At 42.5% G+C, this 15,613-nt stretch carries 14 protein-coding genes; 3 read left to right on the top strand and 11 right to left on the bottom strand.

Annotation, left to right across the window (positions count from 1 at the left end):
- From galE to VK179_07395, 3 genes are read right to left on the bottom strand one after another with little or no spacing between them, the layout of a single operon-like run.
- Positions 1 to 1,029: a UDP-glucose 4-epimerase GalE gene (gene galE, locus VK179_07405; GenBank protein HLO58551.1), complete on the bottom strand. Its 1,029-nt coding sequence runs from the start codon at positions 1,027 to 1,029 to the stop codon at positions 1 to 3.
- A gap of 11 nt (positions 1,030 to 1,040) precedes the next feature.
- Positions 1,041 to 1,619: an acyltransferase gene (locus VK179_07400; GenBank protein HLO58550.1), complete on the bottom strand. Its 579-nt coding sequence runs from the start codon at positions 1,617 to 1,619 to the stop codon at positions 1,041 to 1,043.
- The gene (locus tag VK179_07395; GenBank protein HLO58549.1) at positions 1,619 to 2,752 is read right to left on the bottom strand and encodes a DegT/DnrJ/EryC1/StrS family aminotransferase; all 1,134 of its coding nucleotides are present in this window, start codon (positions 2,750 to 2,752) and stop codon (positions 1,619 to 1,621) included. The genes VK179_07400 and VK179_07395 overlap by 1 nt, the downstream gene beginning before the upstream one ends.
- Before the next feature lie 100 nt (positions 2,753 to 2,852).
- Between VK179_07395 and VK179_07390 the strand changes: the two genes are divergently transcribed.
- The gene (locus VK179_07390) at positions 2,853 to 3,914 is read left to right on the top strand and encodes an SPOR domain-containing protein (GenBank protein ID HLO58548.1); all 1,062 of its coding nucleotides are present in this window, start codon (positions 2,853 to 2,855) and stop codon (positions 3,912 to 3,914) included.
- Positions 3,915 to 4,179: 265 nt separating this feature from the next.
- Here VK179_07390 and VK179_07385 read toward each other — a convergent pair whose 3' ends face one another.
- The gene (locus tag VK179_07385; GenBank protein HLO58547.1) at positions 4,180 to 6,108 is read right to left on the bottom strand and encodes a hypothetical protein; all 1,929 of its coding nucleotides are present in this window, start codon (positions 6,106 to 6,108) and stop codon (positions 4,180 to 4,182) included.
- A 101-nt stretch (positions 6,109 to 6,209) separates the two neighbouring features.
- On the opposite strand from VK179_07385, the gene VK179_07380 reads away from it, so the two are divergent.
- Entirely contained in the window at positions 6,210 to 6,971 is a 762-nt protein-coding gene (locus VK179_07380) for a DUF4382 domain-containing protein (GenBank protein HLO58546.1), read from the top strand.
- A gap of 112 nt (positions 6,972 to 7,083) precedes the next feature.
- Here the strand turns inward: VK179_07380 and VK179_07375 are convergent, their stop codons facing one another.
- The 6 genes from VK179_07375 to VK179_07350 form a co-directional block, all read right to left on the bottom strand.
- A complete protein-coding gene (locus tag VK179_07375; protein ID HLO58545.1) occupies positions 7,084 to 8,187 on the bottom strand; it encodes a transglutaminase domain-containing protein in 1,104 nt (367 codons plus the stop codon).
- 50 nt (positions 8,188 to 8,237) lie between these two features.
- Positions 8,238 to 9,053, bottom strand: a complete 816-nt coding sequence (locus VK179_07370) for a lysylphosphatidylglycerol synthase transmembrane domain-containing protein (protein HLO58544.1) — start codon at positions 9,051 to 9,053, stop codon at positions 8,238 to 8,240.
- A 13-nt stretch (positions 9,054 to 9,066) separates the two neighbouring features.
- The gene (locus VK179_07365; protein ID HLO58543.1) at positions 9,067 to 10,047 is read right to left on the bottom strand and encodes a glycosyltransferase family 2 protein; all 981 of its coding nucleotides are present in this window, start codon (positions 10,045 to 10,047) and stop codon (positions 9,067 to 9,069) included.
- On the bottom strand, positions 10,044 to 11,678 hold the full coding sequence (locus tag VK179_07360; protein HLO58542.1) for a glycosyltransferase family 39 protein: 1,635 nt from the start codon (positions 11,676 to 11,678) through the stop codon (positions 10,044 to 10,046). Before VK179_07360 ends, VK179_07365 begins: the two co-directional genes overlap by 4 nt.
- On the bottom strand, positions 11,675 to 12,760 hold the full coding sequence (locus VK179_07355; protein HLO58541.1) for a sulfatase-like hydrolase/transferase: 1,086 nt from the start codon (positions 12,758 to 12,760) through the stop codon (positions 11,675 to 11,677). Before VK179_07355 ends, VK179_07360 begins: the two co-directional genes overlap by 4 nt.
- 198 nt (positions 12,761 to 12,958) lie before the next feature.
- A complete protein-coding gene (locus tag VK179_07350) occupies positions 12,959 to 13,939 on the bottom strand; it encodes a hypothetical protein (protein HLO58540.1) in 981 nt (326 codons plus the stop codon).
- A 66-nt stretch (positions 13,940 to 14,005) separates the two neighbouring features.
- Between VK179_07350 and VK179_07345 the strand changes: the two genes are divergently transcribed.
- Positions 14,006 to 14,206, top strand: coding sequence for a hypothetical protein (locus VK179_07345; protein ID HLO58539.1), 201 nt, complete (start codon positions 14,006 to 14,008; stop codon positions 14,204 to 14,206).
- Here VK179_07345 and VK179_07340 read toward each other — a convergent pair whose 3' ends face one another.
- A complete protein-coding gene (locus tag VK179_07340; GenBank protein ID HLO58538.1) occupies positions 14,207 to 15,460 on the bottom strand; it encodes a hypothetical protein in 1,254 nt (417 codons plus the stop codon).
- Positions 15,461 to 15,613: the final 153 nt, after the last annotated feature.

The following is a 15,613-nucleotide window of genomic DNA, read 5'->3' as shown; positions in this document are numbered from 1 at the left end:
TTATTCCTTATTTCGTATGTGTTTTTCCCACTTCCAGGCAGAAAGTAGGGTATCTTCAAGCGAAGTATCCGATTTCCAGCCCAGCTCTTTATTGGCAAGCGATGTGTCAGCGTAAACCGTTGAAATATCTCCCGGTCGGCGAGGGTAAATTTTAAAATTGAGTTTCTGACCGGTTACCTTCTCAAAAGTTTTGATTATTTCCATTACTGATAGACCTCTTCCGGTTCCCAGGTTAAAAACTTCATACCGGCTTTTGTTTTTGTTTTCCAGGACCCTTTTAATAGCTACCACATGAGCCCTGGCCAGGTCTACCACATTGATATAATCCCGTATGCCGGTACCGTCGGGTGTATCATAGTCATTTCCGTATACCTTTAATTCATCCCTGAGTCCAATGGCGGTTTGAGTAATAAACGGAACCAAATTCATTGGCACACCCAGCGGAAGCTCACCGATTTGAGCAGTAGGATGCGCACCTATCGGATTGAAGTACCGGAGTGAGATGCCCTGGATTCCGGGAACTGAGGCCACTGTATCACGGATGATTTCCTCACTCATCTGTTTGGTGTTACCGTAAGGTGAATTCGCAGGTTTAACAGGCGTGCTCTCGGTAACCGGCAGCTTGTCAGGCTGACCATAAACCGTACATGATGATGAAAAAACAAGGTTTGGAATCTTGTATTCGCGCATCACCGAAAGAAGGTTCATGAGCGATACCAGGTTGTTATGATAGTATTCAAGTGGTTTTTCAACGGATTCACCAACAGCCTTCAATGCCGCAAAATGAATTATCGCCTTGATTCCGGTATATTTTTCACAAAACTTTTTCAATAACCCGTAGTCACAAAGGTCGAAATTTTCAAAGGCAGGTTTTACACCTGTAATGGCTTTGATTCCATCAAGCACGCTTAACTGTGAATTCGAAAGATTATCCACAATAACCGGTTCGAATCCGCTTTCAATAAGTTCTACCACAGTATGCGAACCAATGAATCCGGTGCCTCCGGTAACCAAAATTTTATCTGCCATTTTCCGAATTTTTAACCAAGTTTCTTTACGGTATTATTTTCAAGCTGATATCTTACTTTGCTTTCAGGGCAAACTGCTATGCCGTTTTCATCAAAATGAAGTCGATGACCGTACTCACTCATCCATCCCGAATGCCTTGCCGGGTTACCTACAACAAGCTCAAAAGCTGCCACGTTTTTGGTGACCACTGCGCCGGCACCGATAAATGCAAACTGGCCTATTTTAATCCCGCAAACAATAGTTGCGTTGGCTCCTATGCTGGCTCCTTTTTCAACAAGGGTTTGCTTGTACTGATCTTTCCTGGCAATGGCGCTTCGGGGATTGATCACATTCGTAAACACCATGGAAGGCCCGAGAAATACATCGTCTTCACAGACTACACCCGTATATATTGAAACGTTGTTCTGGACCTTCACATTATTGCCCAGTTTAACACCGGGTGAAACCACAACGTTCTGACCCAGGTTGCAGTGTTCACCGATGATACAATTACTCATGACGTGAGTGAAATGCCAGATTTTGGTTCCATCACCTATCCGGCAGCCCTCATCGATTATAGCTGATTCGTGTGCGTAAAATGACGGATTCATTATAATGACTGTAAATATCCTGTTAATTTGCCGGTTATATAAACAAGCTGTTCCTCATCGAGTTCAGTATGCATGGGCAGTGAAACTACGCATTCACAAAGTTTTTCCGAAACAGGAAAATCACCTTTTTTATACCCCAGGTTTTTAAATGCCTGTTGTAAATGCGATGGAACCGGGTAGTATATCATAGAAGGAACTCCAGCGGATTCGAGATGTTTCATCAGTCCTTCACGTTCGATACCGCTAAGTTTAAGCGTATACTGATGGAAAACATGGGTTGTAAATGGCGAACGTTCAGGAATTTCGATTCCTTTAAGCCCTTTAAGATTTTTATCGTACCAGTCGGCTGCCCTGTTTCTTGCCGCGGAATATTCATCGAGGTATTTCAGCTTAACCCTGAGTATGGCAGCCTGGATATTGTCGAGCCTTGAATTCACACCGGTGAGGTCATAATAATATCGCATGCGCATTCCATGATGGGTAATGGCTGAAAGTGTACCGGCCAGTTCGGAATCATTTGTCATGATAGCACCGCCATCGCCGAAACAACCCAGGTTTTTTGAAGGGAAAAACGATGTACATGCCATTTTTCCCATACTTCCGGCCTTCACTTTTCGTCCGTCATTGAATGTATATACGGATGAAAGAGCCTGGGCAACATCTTCAATAACCACAATATTGTGTGCCCCTGCAATCTTCATAATTTGCTCCATATTGGCGCACTGGCCGAAAAGATGTACCGGGATTATAGCCTTTGTTCTGGGAGTAATGGACTGTTCAAGCTTTTTTATATCAATATTGAATGTACCCGGTTCAACGTCTACAAGTACCGGCTTAAGTTTAAGCAGCGCCGCCACTTCAACGGTTGAAATGAATGTAAAATTGGGTGTAATTACCTCGTCTCCCGGTTGCAGGTCAAGTGCCATGAGGCAAATCTGAAGAGCATCAGTACCATTTCCGCATGCAATGACATGCTTAACGCCAAGGTAATGTGCCAATTCATTCTCAAAGTCCTTAACTTCAGAGCCTTTTACAAAAACCGCACTATCTAAAACCCGCTGAATAGCCTGGTCAATTTCTGATTTGATCTTAAGATATTGGCCGTGTAAATCGACCATGTTTATTTTATACATGGATTCTTTTTTAGACAGTACGAAGATAATGATTTGAGAATTAACATAGATATTTTATTAATTTTGGCAACTGTTAATTAACAGCTATTAATACTACCAGGTGAACATTATTCCTGTCATCCGTGATTTATTGCTCAAGAATCAGAAGGTCGTTCTGCCGGGCTTCGGTTCTCTTGTTATTGACAGCATTCCTGCACAGTTAAACAAGGCAGTCCGTATAATAGCGCCTCCGAAAATGAGCATACGGTTTGAAAAAACAATAAAGGACGATGACGGAAGCATTTCCGGATATCTTGTCAGAAAGCTTAAAATGGACACCGGGAAAGCGGACCAGGTTATCCGTGATTTTACGGATAAAACGAGGGAATCGTTAAAGCAAAACGGCTTTGTCACATGGGAAGGTCTTGGCACACTGAAGGGAGAACCCGGCAGTGTTACGGTATTTGAACCGTCAGCTGAGTTGCTCAGGCGAATCAATTTATTTGAACTGCCCAGCATAAATATTCCCCAGGTAGAAAAGAAGGATGAAACCAGGAAACCAGGGCCCGAACCGGTTGTTCACACTCCGAATCCTGTACGTGAAATACCTGTTATTCCTCCGGTGATTGAACCACTGAAAAAAAGGAAATGGTGGGTACCGGTTACTATTTTGCTGGTATTTGTTGCTTTGCTTTTGCCCGTGTATCTTTCAGGCAACCTTGATATGTTGTTCAGTGATTTCACCGGGTTATTTAAAAAAGAAAAACCGGCAAAAGAAAAATTGGTTTTCGGCAATCCCGTGAATGCAGGAAACGATTCTGCTGTTCAGGATATCAGCAAAAAACTGGATGAACAGGTTGACAGGGATAAGGCGTTTGCTTATGAAGAACCGGCAGCAGAAGTTAAGGCACAACCCGCACAACCGGTCGAATCTCCTGCTGAAACCGTTACGGATCAGAATAAGCCTTTTCACATTATATCAGGAGCATTCCTCGTGCCCAATAATGCCGAAAGACATAAAGCGCTGCTTGAAAAAAAGGGGTTTACACCTGCTATTCTTCCAAAGAAGGGTGATTATTACATGGTATCGCTGGGATCATTTTCAACCTTCCATGAAGCAGCTGCAGCCATGAAACAAATGCAGGGACAAGTGAAGAATGAGTTGTGGGTTTTAAAAAGATAAAACTTCATCCGGGCTAAGTGTAGTAAGCAACCATAGCCGTCAGCTTAAGCTAAAATCCGCGTTAGCGGATTAATGTGAATAGCGCCGGCTGAAAGCCGGTGTTATTGGGATTCGCGGTTTCACAGCCGCGTTAGCGGTTGAATTTGAACATATGAACTTATCAGTCAACGGTATTCAACCGTTGTGTTCACATATAACCACTCCGTGGTTAGAAGTATTGTATGCAAAAGTTGACAGCTATGATAATGCAACTATGCTTTAAATATTATTCCACAGGAATTAATGTAATTTCGGATGATTCGGAATAATCTTCGTTCCTGTACATCACGCCCTTCATCTTGCCAGGTAAGAGTTCTGTAATAATAACATTAACCGAATTTTTTCCCGGCCCGGTCATCAGGCTTAATATGCATTTTGAGCTGTCGAATTTCCATCCGACCGGTTTGATTCCTGTTTCATTTGACAATTCCGCTTCTGTACCTTCTTTCACAGTGAATCCTAATTTCATAGCCGGCGGATCGCTTACCTGCCATTTCCCGTACAACGCCGGTTTGTTTTCATTAATCAGGTCGGCATTGTCCCTCGCCCTGGCCAGGGCAAGAAGGTATTGTTTGAGTGGATTGCTGTTGCTCATCAGTTCGGGAAACTCGTATGAACCGTGTTTCATCGACCGGATGTTTAAAAGCACCCCTTTGAGAATTTCTGAATCCGGAACACGTCTCAGTCCTCTGCGCACCATTTGTTCCGCCTCATCCAGCTTTTCAGCATATACATAGTAAAGTCCTGCCTGCTGGTACACCAGCACCAGGTTATCGGTATTCGGAGCAACATCGTTGTATTTATACAGAAATCGTTCCAGTTTCTTAATCAGGGCGCTGCTTTCCTCAAGCTTTTCTTCCAGAAGCAGTTGCTCTATAGTTTTTGCATAACAATACTCGGTGTATCCGACAATAGTCTTGTCATTGATAAGAAACGGAAATTGGTCAAGTGCCTTTGAAAGGGAATCGATTGCCTGCCGTTGATTCCTGTCATTAACATAACATTTGATAATTGATTGCGTGAGTAATTCCCGTGTTCCGATATTCAGCGGATTCACCTGGTATGCTTTTGTAAGAGCAGCAATAGCTTCAGGGTATTCGTAATTCACATTGAAATAATAGCCAAGGAAAAAAAAGTAAAGCCTGTAAAACTCAGCGTTGTTTTTGTTTTTTAGGGTACCTGAAAACCTTTCAAAATAACGACGGTATTGATCAGGATCAGCCTTGTTTACAATTATTTCAGATGACACTACATTGAAATACTGGGTTGCATACTGGAGTCCGGTATCATTAGAATCATTTGCATTTACATACAAGGCGAGGAGATAACCATCGAAAGTTTTCTTTTGCAATTCAATGGCGAGTTGGTTCAGAAGTGCCGCATTCAGCATATATTTTATTTTCTGATCCTTGTTGAAAACGACTGCTTTCTGAAAGTAACTGATTGAACCTGCGTAGAATTCCTTATTAAACAGCATGGCGCCCCTGTTGTAATAGTGGATTCCGGCCAGTTCACCAAGTGTTATATTTTTATCCTTAAGGTAAAATTTGTCGAACAGCTCATCGGTGCTTAGCTTATTGATGTCTTCTTCAGAAATGATTTTATTGTTGTGCAGGTATTGAATGAAATTCGATTTAACCTTCGTGTCAAATTCTATAACGCCTTTTGAAGGTAAGGTTGTTTCCATAATAAAACGCAAACTGCCGGGGTCTGCTATAAGATAAATGTGGTCAGGTGTTTCCTTGATTATGAATTTTATTCCCAGGTCCTGCAATATCAGTGCATACAAGGCCGAAGCTGTAACGCAGTTGTAGTCGCCTGTTATGAAGATATCATTGAAAAAAGCTTCGTCCTTATATTTTACAAGGAAACGATCATGAACTGAGTTAAAAATGACCTTCAGTTTTTTCGCGACAGGTAATTTTTCAATTTTCGGTTTTAGTTCATTGGCAAATGCATGAATTTTACCGGATGTAACTTCAGGCCTGTAATCAAGCGCTATAAAAAGATCGGCAGAATCAAGAGGATTTGCCTTTTCGTAAAGCTCAAAGGTTTTTTTTTCAAACTCAGTATTGAAAAACACTGAATCAGGAGATGCTGAAAACACTGCATTACAAAGCAAAACAGCTGCAGATAACAATAATGTCCTGGTCATATGTAAGAATGAACCGCAATTTACAAAAATGTTTGCCATCTGATTAAACCTTTTCTGGTTCATAAAGTCTAAACAAGTGTTAACCCAAAAATATTTATATCATGAAATGTAAGGTATGTTTGATTGCCGTTGTTGGAATTTCGTTATTGCTGACAGCAGGATGTAAAAAGTCGGATAATTCGGGCACATCAGTTCTGGAAATAAGACTTACCGATGCCCCGGCCAATTACGAGGAAGTTTTGGTTGATATCCGGGATGTCCAGGTTGAATCGGAAGACGGATGGAAGAGCCTTGATGTAAACCAGGGCGTTTATAATTTGCTTGATTTCAGAAACGGATTGGATACACTATTGGGCACAATAGAAATACCGGCCGGTCGTATATCTCAGGTAAGGCTTGTTTTAGGCGAAAATAACCAAGTAAGGACAACAGATGGCTTGTTTGACCTGCAAACCCCTTCAGCACAACAAAGCGGATTAAAGCTGAATATAAATGCCGAACTTACCGCCGGAATAGTATACAAATTGTGGATTGATTTTGATGCCGCACGTTCTGTTGTAGACAAAGGCAATGGTGGGTTCATTCTGAAACCTGTGATAAGAGCTTATACGGAAGTTCAGGGCGGAGCCATAGCCGGCACTGTATCTCCGGCGGAGTCCATGCCGGTAATAACGGCTATATCCAACGGCGACACATTGAGTACCCTGGCAGCTGAAGACGGAAATTTCATATTACGGGCGGTTCCCACAGGCACCTGGTCAGTTGAATTCAAACCTGTCTCCCCGTTTATTGCAGATACTGTTAATGGAGTCGAAGTGCAAAGCGGCATGGTAACAGAAATGGATACGGTGGATTTACGATAAAATCTCACCCCTGACATCTATTCCATACATCCGGTTACACCTCACCCCCGGCCCCTCTCCTTGCAGGAGAGGGGGAGATGGGACACAGATTTATTTTGCTGATAATAAGGAATTAATCTAAAATAGTTCTTACAAACCTCATCTGCTCCTTCACCTCCCTCATACTCCCCAAAATAGCATTTCTCAATTGCATAACTGAAAGTATAATATCTTGTTGCCGCGAGCTTATGCCGTTCAACAGCGAAACTGCATTATCAAGGTATATAAATGAGGTATCCAGGGTTTCTGCCATTTTGACTGTATCCTCATCTCTTTCATTCCTTAGATTGATGAACTGATTCAGTTTGTGAATGCCCAGGTTGTATATTTTAACTGCGGAATCATACCGTTCAACAGCGATCCGGTTACTAAGGTATTCTATTTCACCTTTATATACCCTTACCTTTGCGGCAATGAACTCATTTGTTATTCCGGCATCTTCGATTCTCCTTGCCGACCCGGCTGCTTTTTCAAGCTCAGAGGCATTTTCCCATGCAGAGAGGCTATCGTTGTAGTTGAAATACGGTTTTGTCGTATCCGGTTTCCAGGCTTTTCTGGCGAATTCACGGTGTGTAGCCGGATAATACAATAACTGCCACATCGGGTCAAACGGAGTATGAGTGCGGATAAGGAGTTGCGGTTTTGCCATACAATAGAACGAATTGACTTCATTCAGATATTTACCCCGGTAATAATAGCCTGATCCCCATGTAGGATCAAACAAATACCAGGCACTGTCGAGCCATGCCGCACACCACATATGAGGCAGATAATCAACCCGTCCGTTTTGCTTTGTATATCCCTGCACGGCATAAGACCTGATGCCGGTTTTGCGCGTAATTTCGTTAAACAGGGTGACATAATTAAGGCATACGCCGGTACGGCTTTTTAGAATCCTTGAACTGACTGATTCAGGCGTTTCATATATACTGTTTGTGATTATACTGTCAAAATTATACCGGATATTCCGTGCAATCCAGAAATAAGCAGCTGTAGCCCTGTCGCGATCACTGCTGAAATTTCGGGTGATATATCCGGCTATGGCTTCTGTTGAACCGGTAAGGGAATCAGGTATGCGATACATTATACGGTTAATATATCCATATCCTGTTTTCTTTTGCGCTTCTGCCGGGAAAACAGTTGATGCTGCCAGCAATAAAAGAAATATAAATCGCATTCCGGTTAAACTTCTTTCTGCAAAGATCATTGATTTCAGTCAGAAATCAATTATCCCGCCTTCAGCGATTGAGGAAGAGAAATAATTTTTTCGGGTTTTACCGCATAAATAATTCCCGTTAAAGAAACTAATGCACTAATAATAAAAAACATAAGGCTGAGAGATAATGATGTAGTTACATCGAGATGCAGAACCCCGGCAGCATAAAGGAATGTTGCCTCCCGGATCCCGATTCCCCCGATTGAAACCGGAACAGATGCTGCTACAGAAGAAAGAAGGAATACGAACAAGTAAGTAAAAAGCTGATTTGAATGTCCCAGTGATAAGAGAATGAGCGCGGCACATACCACCTGTGAACCCTGTACTACAAATGACTGAAAATTCGTAGAATTTAAAACAGGGTAGAACCTTCTGAACCACCTGTAAACAATAACGTAGAGCAATGCAAATCCAACGGCAATAGTCATAACAATCAAGTAGTCACTAACAATGCTCTGCTTCATAAACATGCCAAATAAAAGGCAAAGTATAAACAGGGCAAATACACCCGTCACCCTGTCGAACAGGATGGCAAGCAAGCCCTTTTTAACCGGGGCACCAAGATTACGCCGAAGCCAGTATACTTTAAAACCATCACCGCCTATTCCTCCGGGGAGGAACAAATTGTAAAACATTCCCAGGAGATATAATTTCAAATTAACCGAATCTGCTATGCGGACACCCGAGGCATTAAAAAAAGAATTTAAACGGTAAGCAGAAACCAATTTTGAAAAAACAAAACATAATAGAGCCAGCAATACCAGCAGAATGTTGCTTTGCATAAAAAGCGCCCTGACTGACCCAAGATCCGCTTTGCTCAGGACCAAAACCAGGGCTGCGCTACTTATGAGCAACCTTACGATTACCCGTATAAATTTTCTGATTCGTCGTTTCAAATTTTTTTACCGATCGGATATTATAAGGCTTTTTTTGTTGTGATTCAAAGTAAGTTCGCATGAGCATCTCTGCTACAAGGCCGGTTGTAATAAATTGCAAACCGCCTAGTAACAGGATGACCCCGAGCATTAGCAATGGCTTTCCCCAGATATCATGTCCTGCCAGTTTCAGCACCAACAGGTACACGTTTATTATAATTCCTGTGAGAGTAAGAAGAACACCGACAGGACCAAAAAAGTGCATCGGTTTTTGCATGTATTTCCTGAAAAATACAAGCAAAAGCAGGTCGCTGATCACCTTGAGCGTTCTGTTGAGGTTATATTTTGATTTCCCGTGCTGCCGGGGATGATGCCTGACGGGCACCTGCACTATTTTTGTATATCCTTCAAGCGCCGCAAGCACCGGGATAAACCGGTGCAGTTCACCATAGATTTTCAGATTTTTGGCAATACAGCCTCTGAACACCTTAAGTGTGCATCCATAATCGATGATGTTAACTCCGGTGGTTCTGCGGATCATCATGTTTGCCAGTTTGCTGGGGAAAGTCCGGATGATGCTGTCTTTCCTGTTTTGCCTGTAACCGGCCACAATGTCACATCGCCGGGTTTCAATCATTGTAATCATTTCGGGAATATCAAGGGGATCATTCTGAAGATCGCCATCCATGGTCACAATAAAATCGCCCCCGGCCTGGTTAATCCCGGCTGCCAGCGCGGAGCTCTGGCCATAATTTTTAGTTAGCCGGACAAGCTTGATCCAGGGCCTTGAATGATGATACACTTCATTCACTGTTTCATCGGTGGATCCATCATCCACTATGATCACCTCGAAATCGAGTCCTTTCAGTGCCAGGTCCGTATTGCTGATCAACGGTGCAATGTTAGCCTGCTCATTATATACGCAGATAACGACTGATATTTTCATGGCCCCGGTTCACTGAATTTTCCGGCGTAAAAAGTCTTATTTTGATACGGTACTTTCATCGCAATTTCTTTTTTAAATGCAGCTCCGGCTTTCAATGTATCATCCACTATAAACCACGGCCCCGCAGCCGGGTTTCCGTTAAAAGTTAAGATTTCATCACGCTCACGGGTTATATAATACACATTATGCATTGTAATAGTATCCGTCATATAAAACAGCGGTTGACCTTTTGTTTTGTCCGCAAGTTCAATCGCATCTTTCCTGCATTGGGAGAGTAAATCGTGACTTTCACGATACGGCATGAGAAACAGGTCAAAGCTCAGCCGGCTGATTAATAGAACAATTGCAGTAAAGAAAAGTAATCCGGCTTTTGGAGATTTTCTTTTCCACACCACGGCTGTAATTGAAATTAATACTACTGCAAGCAGTTTCAGCCAGAAATGATCCACTTCTAAACTCTGGCGAAAAAGCGCCGGCAACAGGGTGGAAGAAAATATAAGCCCGGTGACAAAAACAACTAAAATTCCCTGAACAATGTAAAACTGTAAAGTTTTCAACATGATGTGATAGCGTGCGGAATACAGGCAAACCAGGAATAAAAGAGGCATGAGCATCAGCAGATACCGCGGGTAAGTTGTAGGAGACAACCAGTAAATGACGATGTTTGCCATGAAGATAAGGAAACAATACCTGATAAAAGGCGTCTTCAGGATGCGATTAAAAATTTTCCTATAGAAAAGAAAAGGGGTTAGAAGAATCCAGGGCAGAAAATGCTGTATCACTTCCAGGGGAAATGTAAAAAAGTGAAGTATTGTTTTCTGAATAGTGCTGCCAATAGCCGATTTGTGGGTGGACTCGGTTACAAGCCTCATCAATGCATCATCAACATAGCCCGGGTTTTGTATTGAATAAAGGAAATAGTAAGTTCCTGTGAGGAAAAGAAGTATTAAAATTCCGGTTAAATGTTTCCATGATATCAACCCCTTATAGTTTTTATGCTGAAGAAAAATTACTAGCAATGCAAACCCCTGGAAAACAAGAGCCGGAAGCCCTTTAAGCAGGAAACAAAATGCCGTCAGCAAGTATGAGATCACAAACAACCGGAAGAATTTCCTTTTCCTGTATAAATGCCAGATAAGCATAAAATTCAGGAAGGTGAGTCCTGAAAAGAAAATATCAATCAACCCTAAGTAAGAATCCCAGAACAATATCCGTCCGCAGGTAAAGAAAGCAAGTGATGACATAAGGGCAATCTGTTTCCCAAGTTCTTTCCTTACCCAATAAAATATAATGATACAATAAAGAAGAAGGAAAAGGGTGGTGGGGAACCTGACCATGAATTCGCTGTTATTCTGAAACAGCCTGAAAAAGCCAATCAATATCCAGTTATAAAGCGGGGGCTTATTCAGGTATAATTCCCCGGTAAGCGTTGGGGTGATGTAATTACCTGACAGCATCATTTCAAGAGCTACCTCAGCTCTAATGGCTTCGTCGCCTTTCAGGGGCAATAATCCAAGGTTGATGTACAGTCCTGATGCTACCAATGGCAGCAGCCACAGAATGTACCCTGGCTGTATATTACCGAAAATATTGATCGAGGGCCGTATAAAGGTCTTCCGGTTGCCGGTCATTTTCCCATAACCGATAGGACCGGTTTTCCGGCAGTTTTATCTGAAACGTATTCATAACCCAGGAGGGCAGATATTGTTGCTGCCAGCTGGTTGGTATAACACTGAACGTTTTTTGTTTCACCCAGGGCAGGAGTGTCGGGGCCTATAACAGCAAACCAGGTTTCATCCGACCCGGGTGTATCTGAGCCATGGTTGCGCCAGTCGGGGTTGCCTTTTCCTCTTCCATGATCACAGGTTACAAGCAAAGTTGTTTTATCCCTGTATTCCGGATCGGACTGTATCCATTCCCATAGATCAGCAAGAAACTGATCGGTGTAATGTACCGAATTCAGGTACAGATCGTATTTCCCCTGGTGTGCAAAGTCATCGGTTTCGTCAAATGACAGATAAAGGATGTTCGGGCGATAAGCCTTAAGGTAACTGAAACCGAGATAGAAGGTGCTGCCATCAAGCCGGATACCATCAAACACATCAGGTAAAGCGAATTGTATTTCGTTTAACCCGGCCATCTCAGGATTTACCAGTTCTGCCTTCAATTTTTCAAAACCTGCGTTTATAAGGTACGGGCTCCTGTTTTCGTTGAGAATATCATTTAATGTACTCCAGGATGCAAAAACAGCTATGTTATTCTGTAAACCCGGATTTTTTTCTGCCAGGAATTCAAATACATTTTTATTTTTATTCGGTCCGAATTCATTTGTGTTTACATCGGGATCGTCAGACCCTGTAAGAAGTTCGTTATACCCGGGGTACGAGAACCAGAATTTGTTTGTAACGTTAACAAGCGACTTAAGATTCCGGTTACCATAAAGCTGGCCCTCGTTATTGATTGTCTTCCACATAAAGGGCATCAGTTTAAACCTGCGGACAGAATCCTCTTTATCCCAGTATTTTGATTTCATCTTTTCCTGGTTTCCCACCAGGTCTTTATTGCTGATCAGATCACCATCAGCCCCAGTGAATACTTCCTGCCAGCGCAGGCCATCGATTGTAACAAGGATCAGGTTTTTTGTTTTGGTCTGTTGTGCAAAGATTACAGAGGGAATAATTATAATGCAGGCAATCAGGAAGGTTTTTCTCATGAATGATGATTTCTGAATTAACAATCTGTACGATATGGAAGTTTAGTTTCGGATGTTTGATGTTGGATACTGGATAGCATGACTGAGCATGTCGAAGTCATGGTTGTTCAATAAAACATCCCGGTCGCTGAGCCTGCCGAAGCGGAATGCTTGATGCTTGATGCTTGATGCTGGATACTGAATACTGAATACTAATTTTCAATCTATCAGCTTAGCCAGTGCTGCATAATCAAGAGCATGCAAAACCTGGTAAATTCGCAGGAATCCGACATCATTGGGAACGAAATCCGATTCTTTCCTGAAATAATCGGCATCAATGGGGAAAACGATCAGTTGCACATCGGTCTTAGGTTTTGACCTGTCGAAATATTCATTGTTGAAAAGGTAAAGCGGATCATTGTTCTTTTGAGGGGTTATTCCTGAAAACATCCCGCCGAAATACGCAGGGCCCCCAAGCTGCCCCGGAGTAAGCGATGAGTATTCGCTTTTAATACCCTGAAGCACTACCCCAAACGCCGGTTCTTTTTTTGCCGAAGCTTCATAATAGGCGATAAGTCGCTTGTATGCTTCTCCTACCGTGCAGGGAAGATACAATTGTCTGCCCGGCTTTGTGACCACTATTGCTGCATCATACAGCACCACATTGGGAGCAAGTTCCTTTATTTTATCGGGTTTACAGATTTCATTCACAAGGATCTCAGCTTTCTTTACATCATCTCCTTCAGGACCAGCCACATTCAGAGCGCTTCTTTTGAGTAAATGAATATTGTTCGTGTACAATGTCATCCTGGGCGGTTCAATGGTCTGCCGCCAGTCTTTTCCCTTTGAATTATACCAGGTGATGAGCCTGAAATTCATTTCGCCAATGTAAGGATAGTTTTCAGGATACCTCTTAAAGTCATATGGATTGTAGGGTCGGGATTCGACCGTGGGATCCACGCCTTTGGGCTCAGCAAGGACAGGTATTTTGTGAAGTGCTTCCACAATGGCGTCAAGCTTTTTCTTCAGCGTTTCCTTTTCAGCCAATGTCATAGCATACTGCTGACAATATAACTTTGTATTGGCATCGTCAAGAAAGCCGTAAGTCCATGTTCCGGCCTTATCTTTAAGAGCTGTTGGTTCCTGTGAAGAAGCACTTAGGCAAGCGGCAAGGATCAGGATGAATGCTGCAATTCTCATTGTATTTGTTAGATAGTATTAGGCCAATTTATTAATTTTAATTATTCAATCAAAAAAAATATCGTCATGGCATTTTTCGGACCTCAAAGCAGATTTAATGAATTCAGGGATGATTTCATCAGGGATACGGGGATCAAGGATGTGGAGGAATACATTGATGTATACATACAGTATGTTACGGCAAGGTTTGCTGACATGAACAACCGTATGCTCTCCAACCTGTCGAACGATATCCAGGAGTTACAAAAAGTATTAAGGAAAGTATAGTTAACCCGGGAAATCAGATTTCAATTTCAGTTGATCCTTAAATCCAAGTGAGATTGCCTTTTTCAGGTACTGCTGGGATTTCTGGTGATGATTCAGATTTTTTTCATATAAGGCAAGATCATAATAAACATCAGGATTTTCAGGTTCCAGGTTCCTGTATGCGGCCAGCAAAACAGCCGTTTGTTTATTCAGTGGATCAGAGCGCAAAAGCGCATTGACCCTCGAAAAGAACATTATGCCCAGAAACGCTTTTATCCTTTGGTAATGATCATTTTCTTCGCCTTTTGAACCGGCAATTTGTTTTGAAAGATCGCTGATCTCATTGAACCAGAAAAGAGAATCCTTGTCAACCATGGCTTCAACATAAGCCTGCCCGATACGCCTTTCCACAAAAAGATTCCGTTCAAGCAAATCCAGATTATCCTCAATTTTGCGGGAAGAAGCAATCTCCGAATGTTTTTGGGCAGCTGTTTTATTTTTTCCATCCAGTGCCATTGCATTCTCCAGTGCTTTTAACCCAAAAAGCGTTTCATTCTGTGCCAGGAGGCTGTCGGCTTTATTCACAAGGTAAGCTGAGTGTTCTTTAGCAAGTTCCTTATTTTCACCGGCCATCAACCAGGTTAAACCGTTTTCCAGATTTGCAGCGGGAGGCCATTCATGTTTTCCCCTGAAGTAGTCTGACATGAATTTCTCTCCTCCCGATACCCGGATCGGATTGTAATACATTTCACTGAAATTGAAATCGGTTGAGCCTGATATCATATAGACTTTGCTTGGCAGGTCGTTGAACGACCCTGTACCGGGTCCCGCACCGCACATTAAAACTCCATTTACCGGATATTGACGGGCATAATCAAGTGCCATCCTGGCCCCACCTGAAAATCCGGCCAGGAATATCCTGTCTTTATCCACCGGGAACTTTTTCTCTGCATCCTGAATCAGTCCAAGGATAATCCTGATGTAAAAAGGATTGTTATTCCGGACCACATCTGATCCGATGATCACACACGGAATCTTTGCTGCTCCTTCGATTCCTTTTTTAACACCCAGCAATCCGTCACCACCCGAGTCAAGAATGATCAGCAGGGCAACCTTGCCTTCATGGTTTTCAGGCATAACGTAATGGTAGCGGTTAGAAGTGTCTGCATCACACTGCCCTTTTTCAATGTTCCTGTAGGTAATGACAGGAACAGGGGTGTTGCTGCAAGCTGTGAAGAGAACAATCAGGAACAATGGAAGGTACATGCGTTTCATGGTTATTACCGTTTGTTGTCTGAAGAAAACCAAATATATTAATATTCCCTTAATGATATTCCGGAATTGCTTATAACCGGCACTATTTCCGCCTTTACCGGTATAATTCAGGGGTTCACCTATTATTCAGGTTTAAAAAAACCAACCTGCAAA

The sequence above is a fragment of the Bacteroidales bacterium genome, assembly GCA_035299085.1.
GTDB lineage: Bacteria > Bacteroidota > Bacteroidia > Bacteroidales > UBA10428 > UBA5072.
This window is presented reverse-complemented; position numbering and strand designations above follow the sequence as displayed.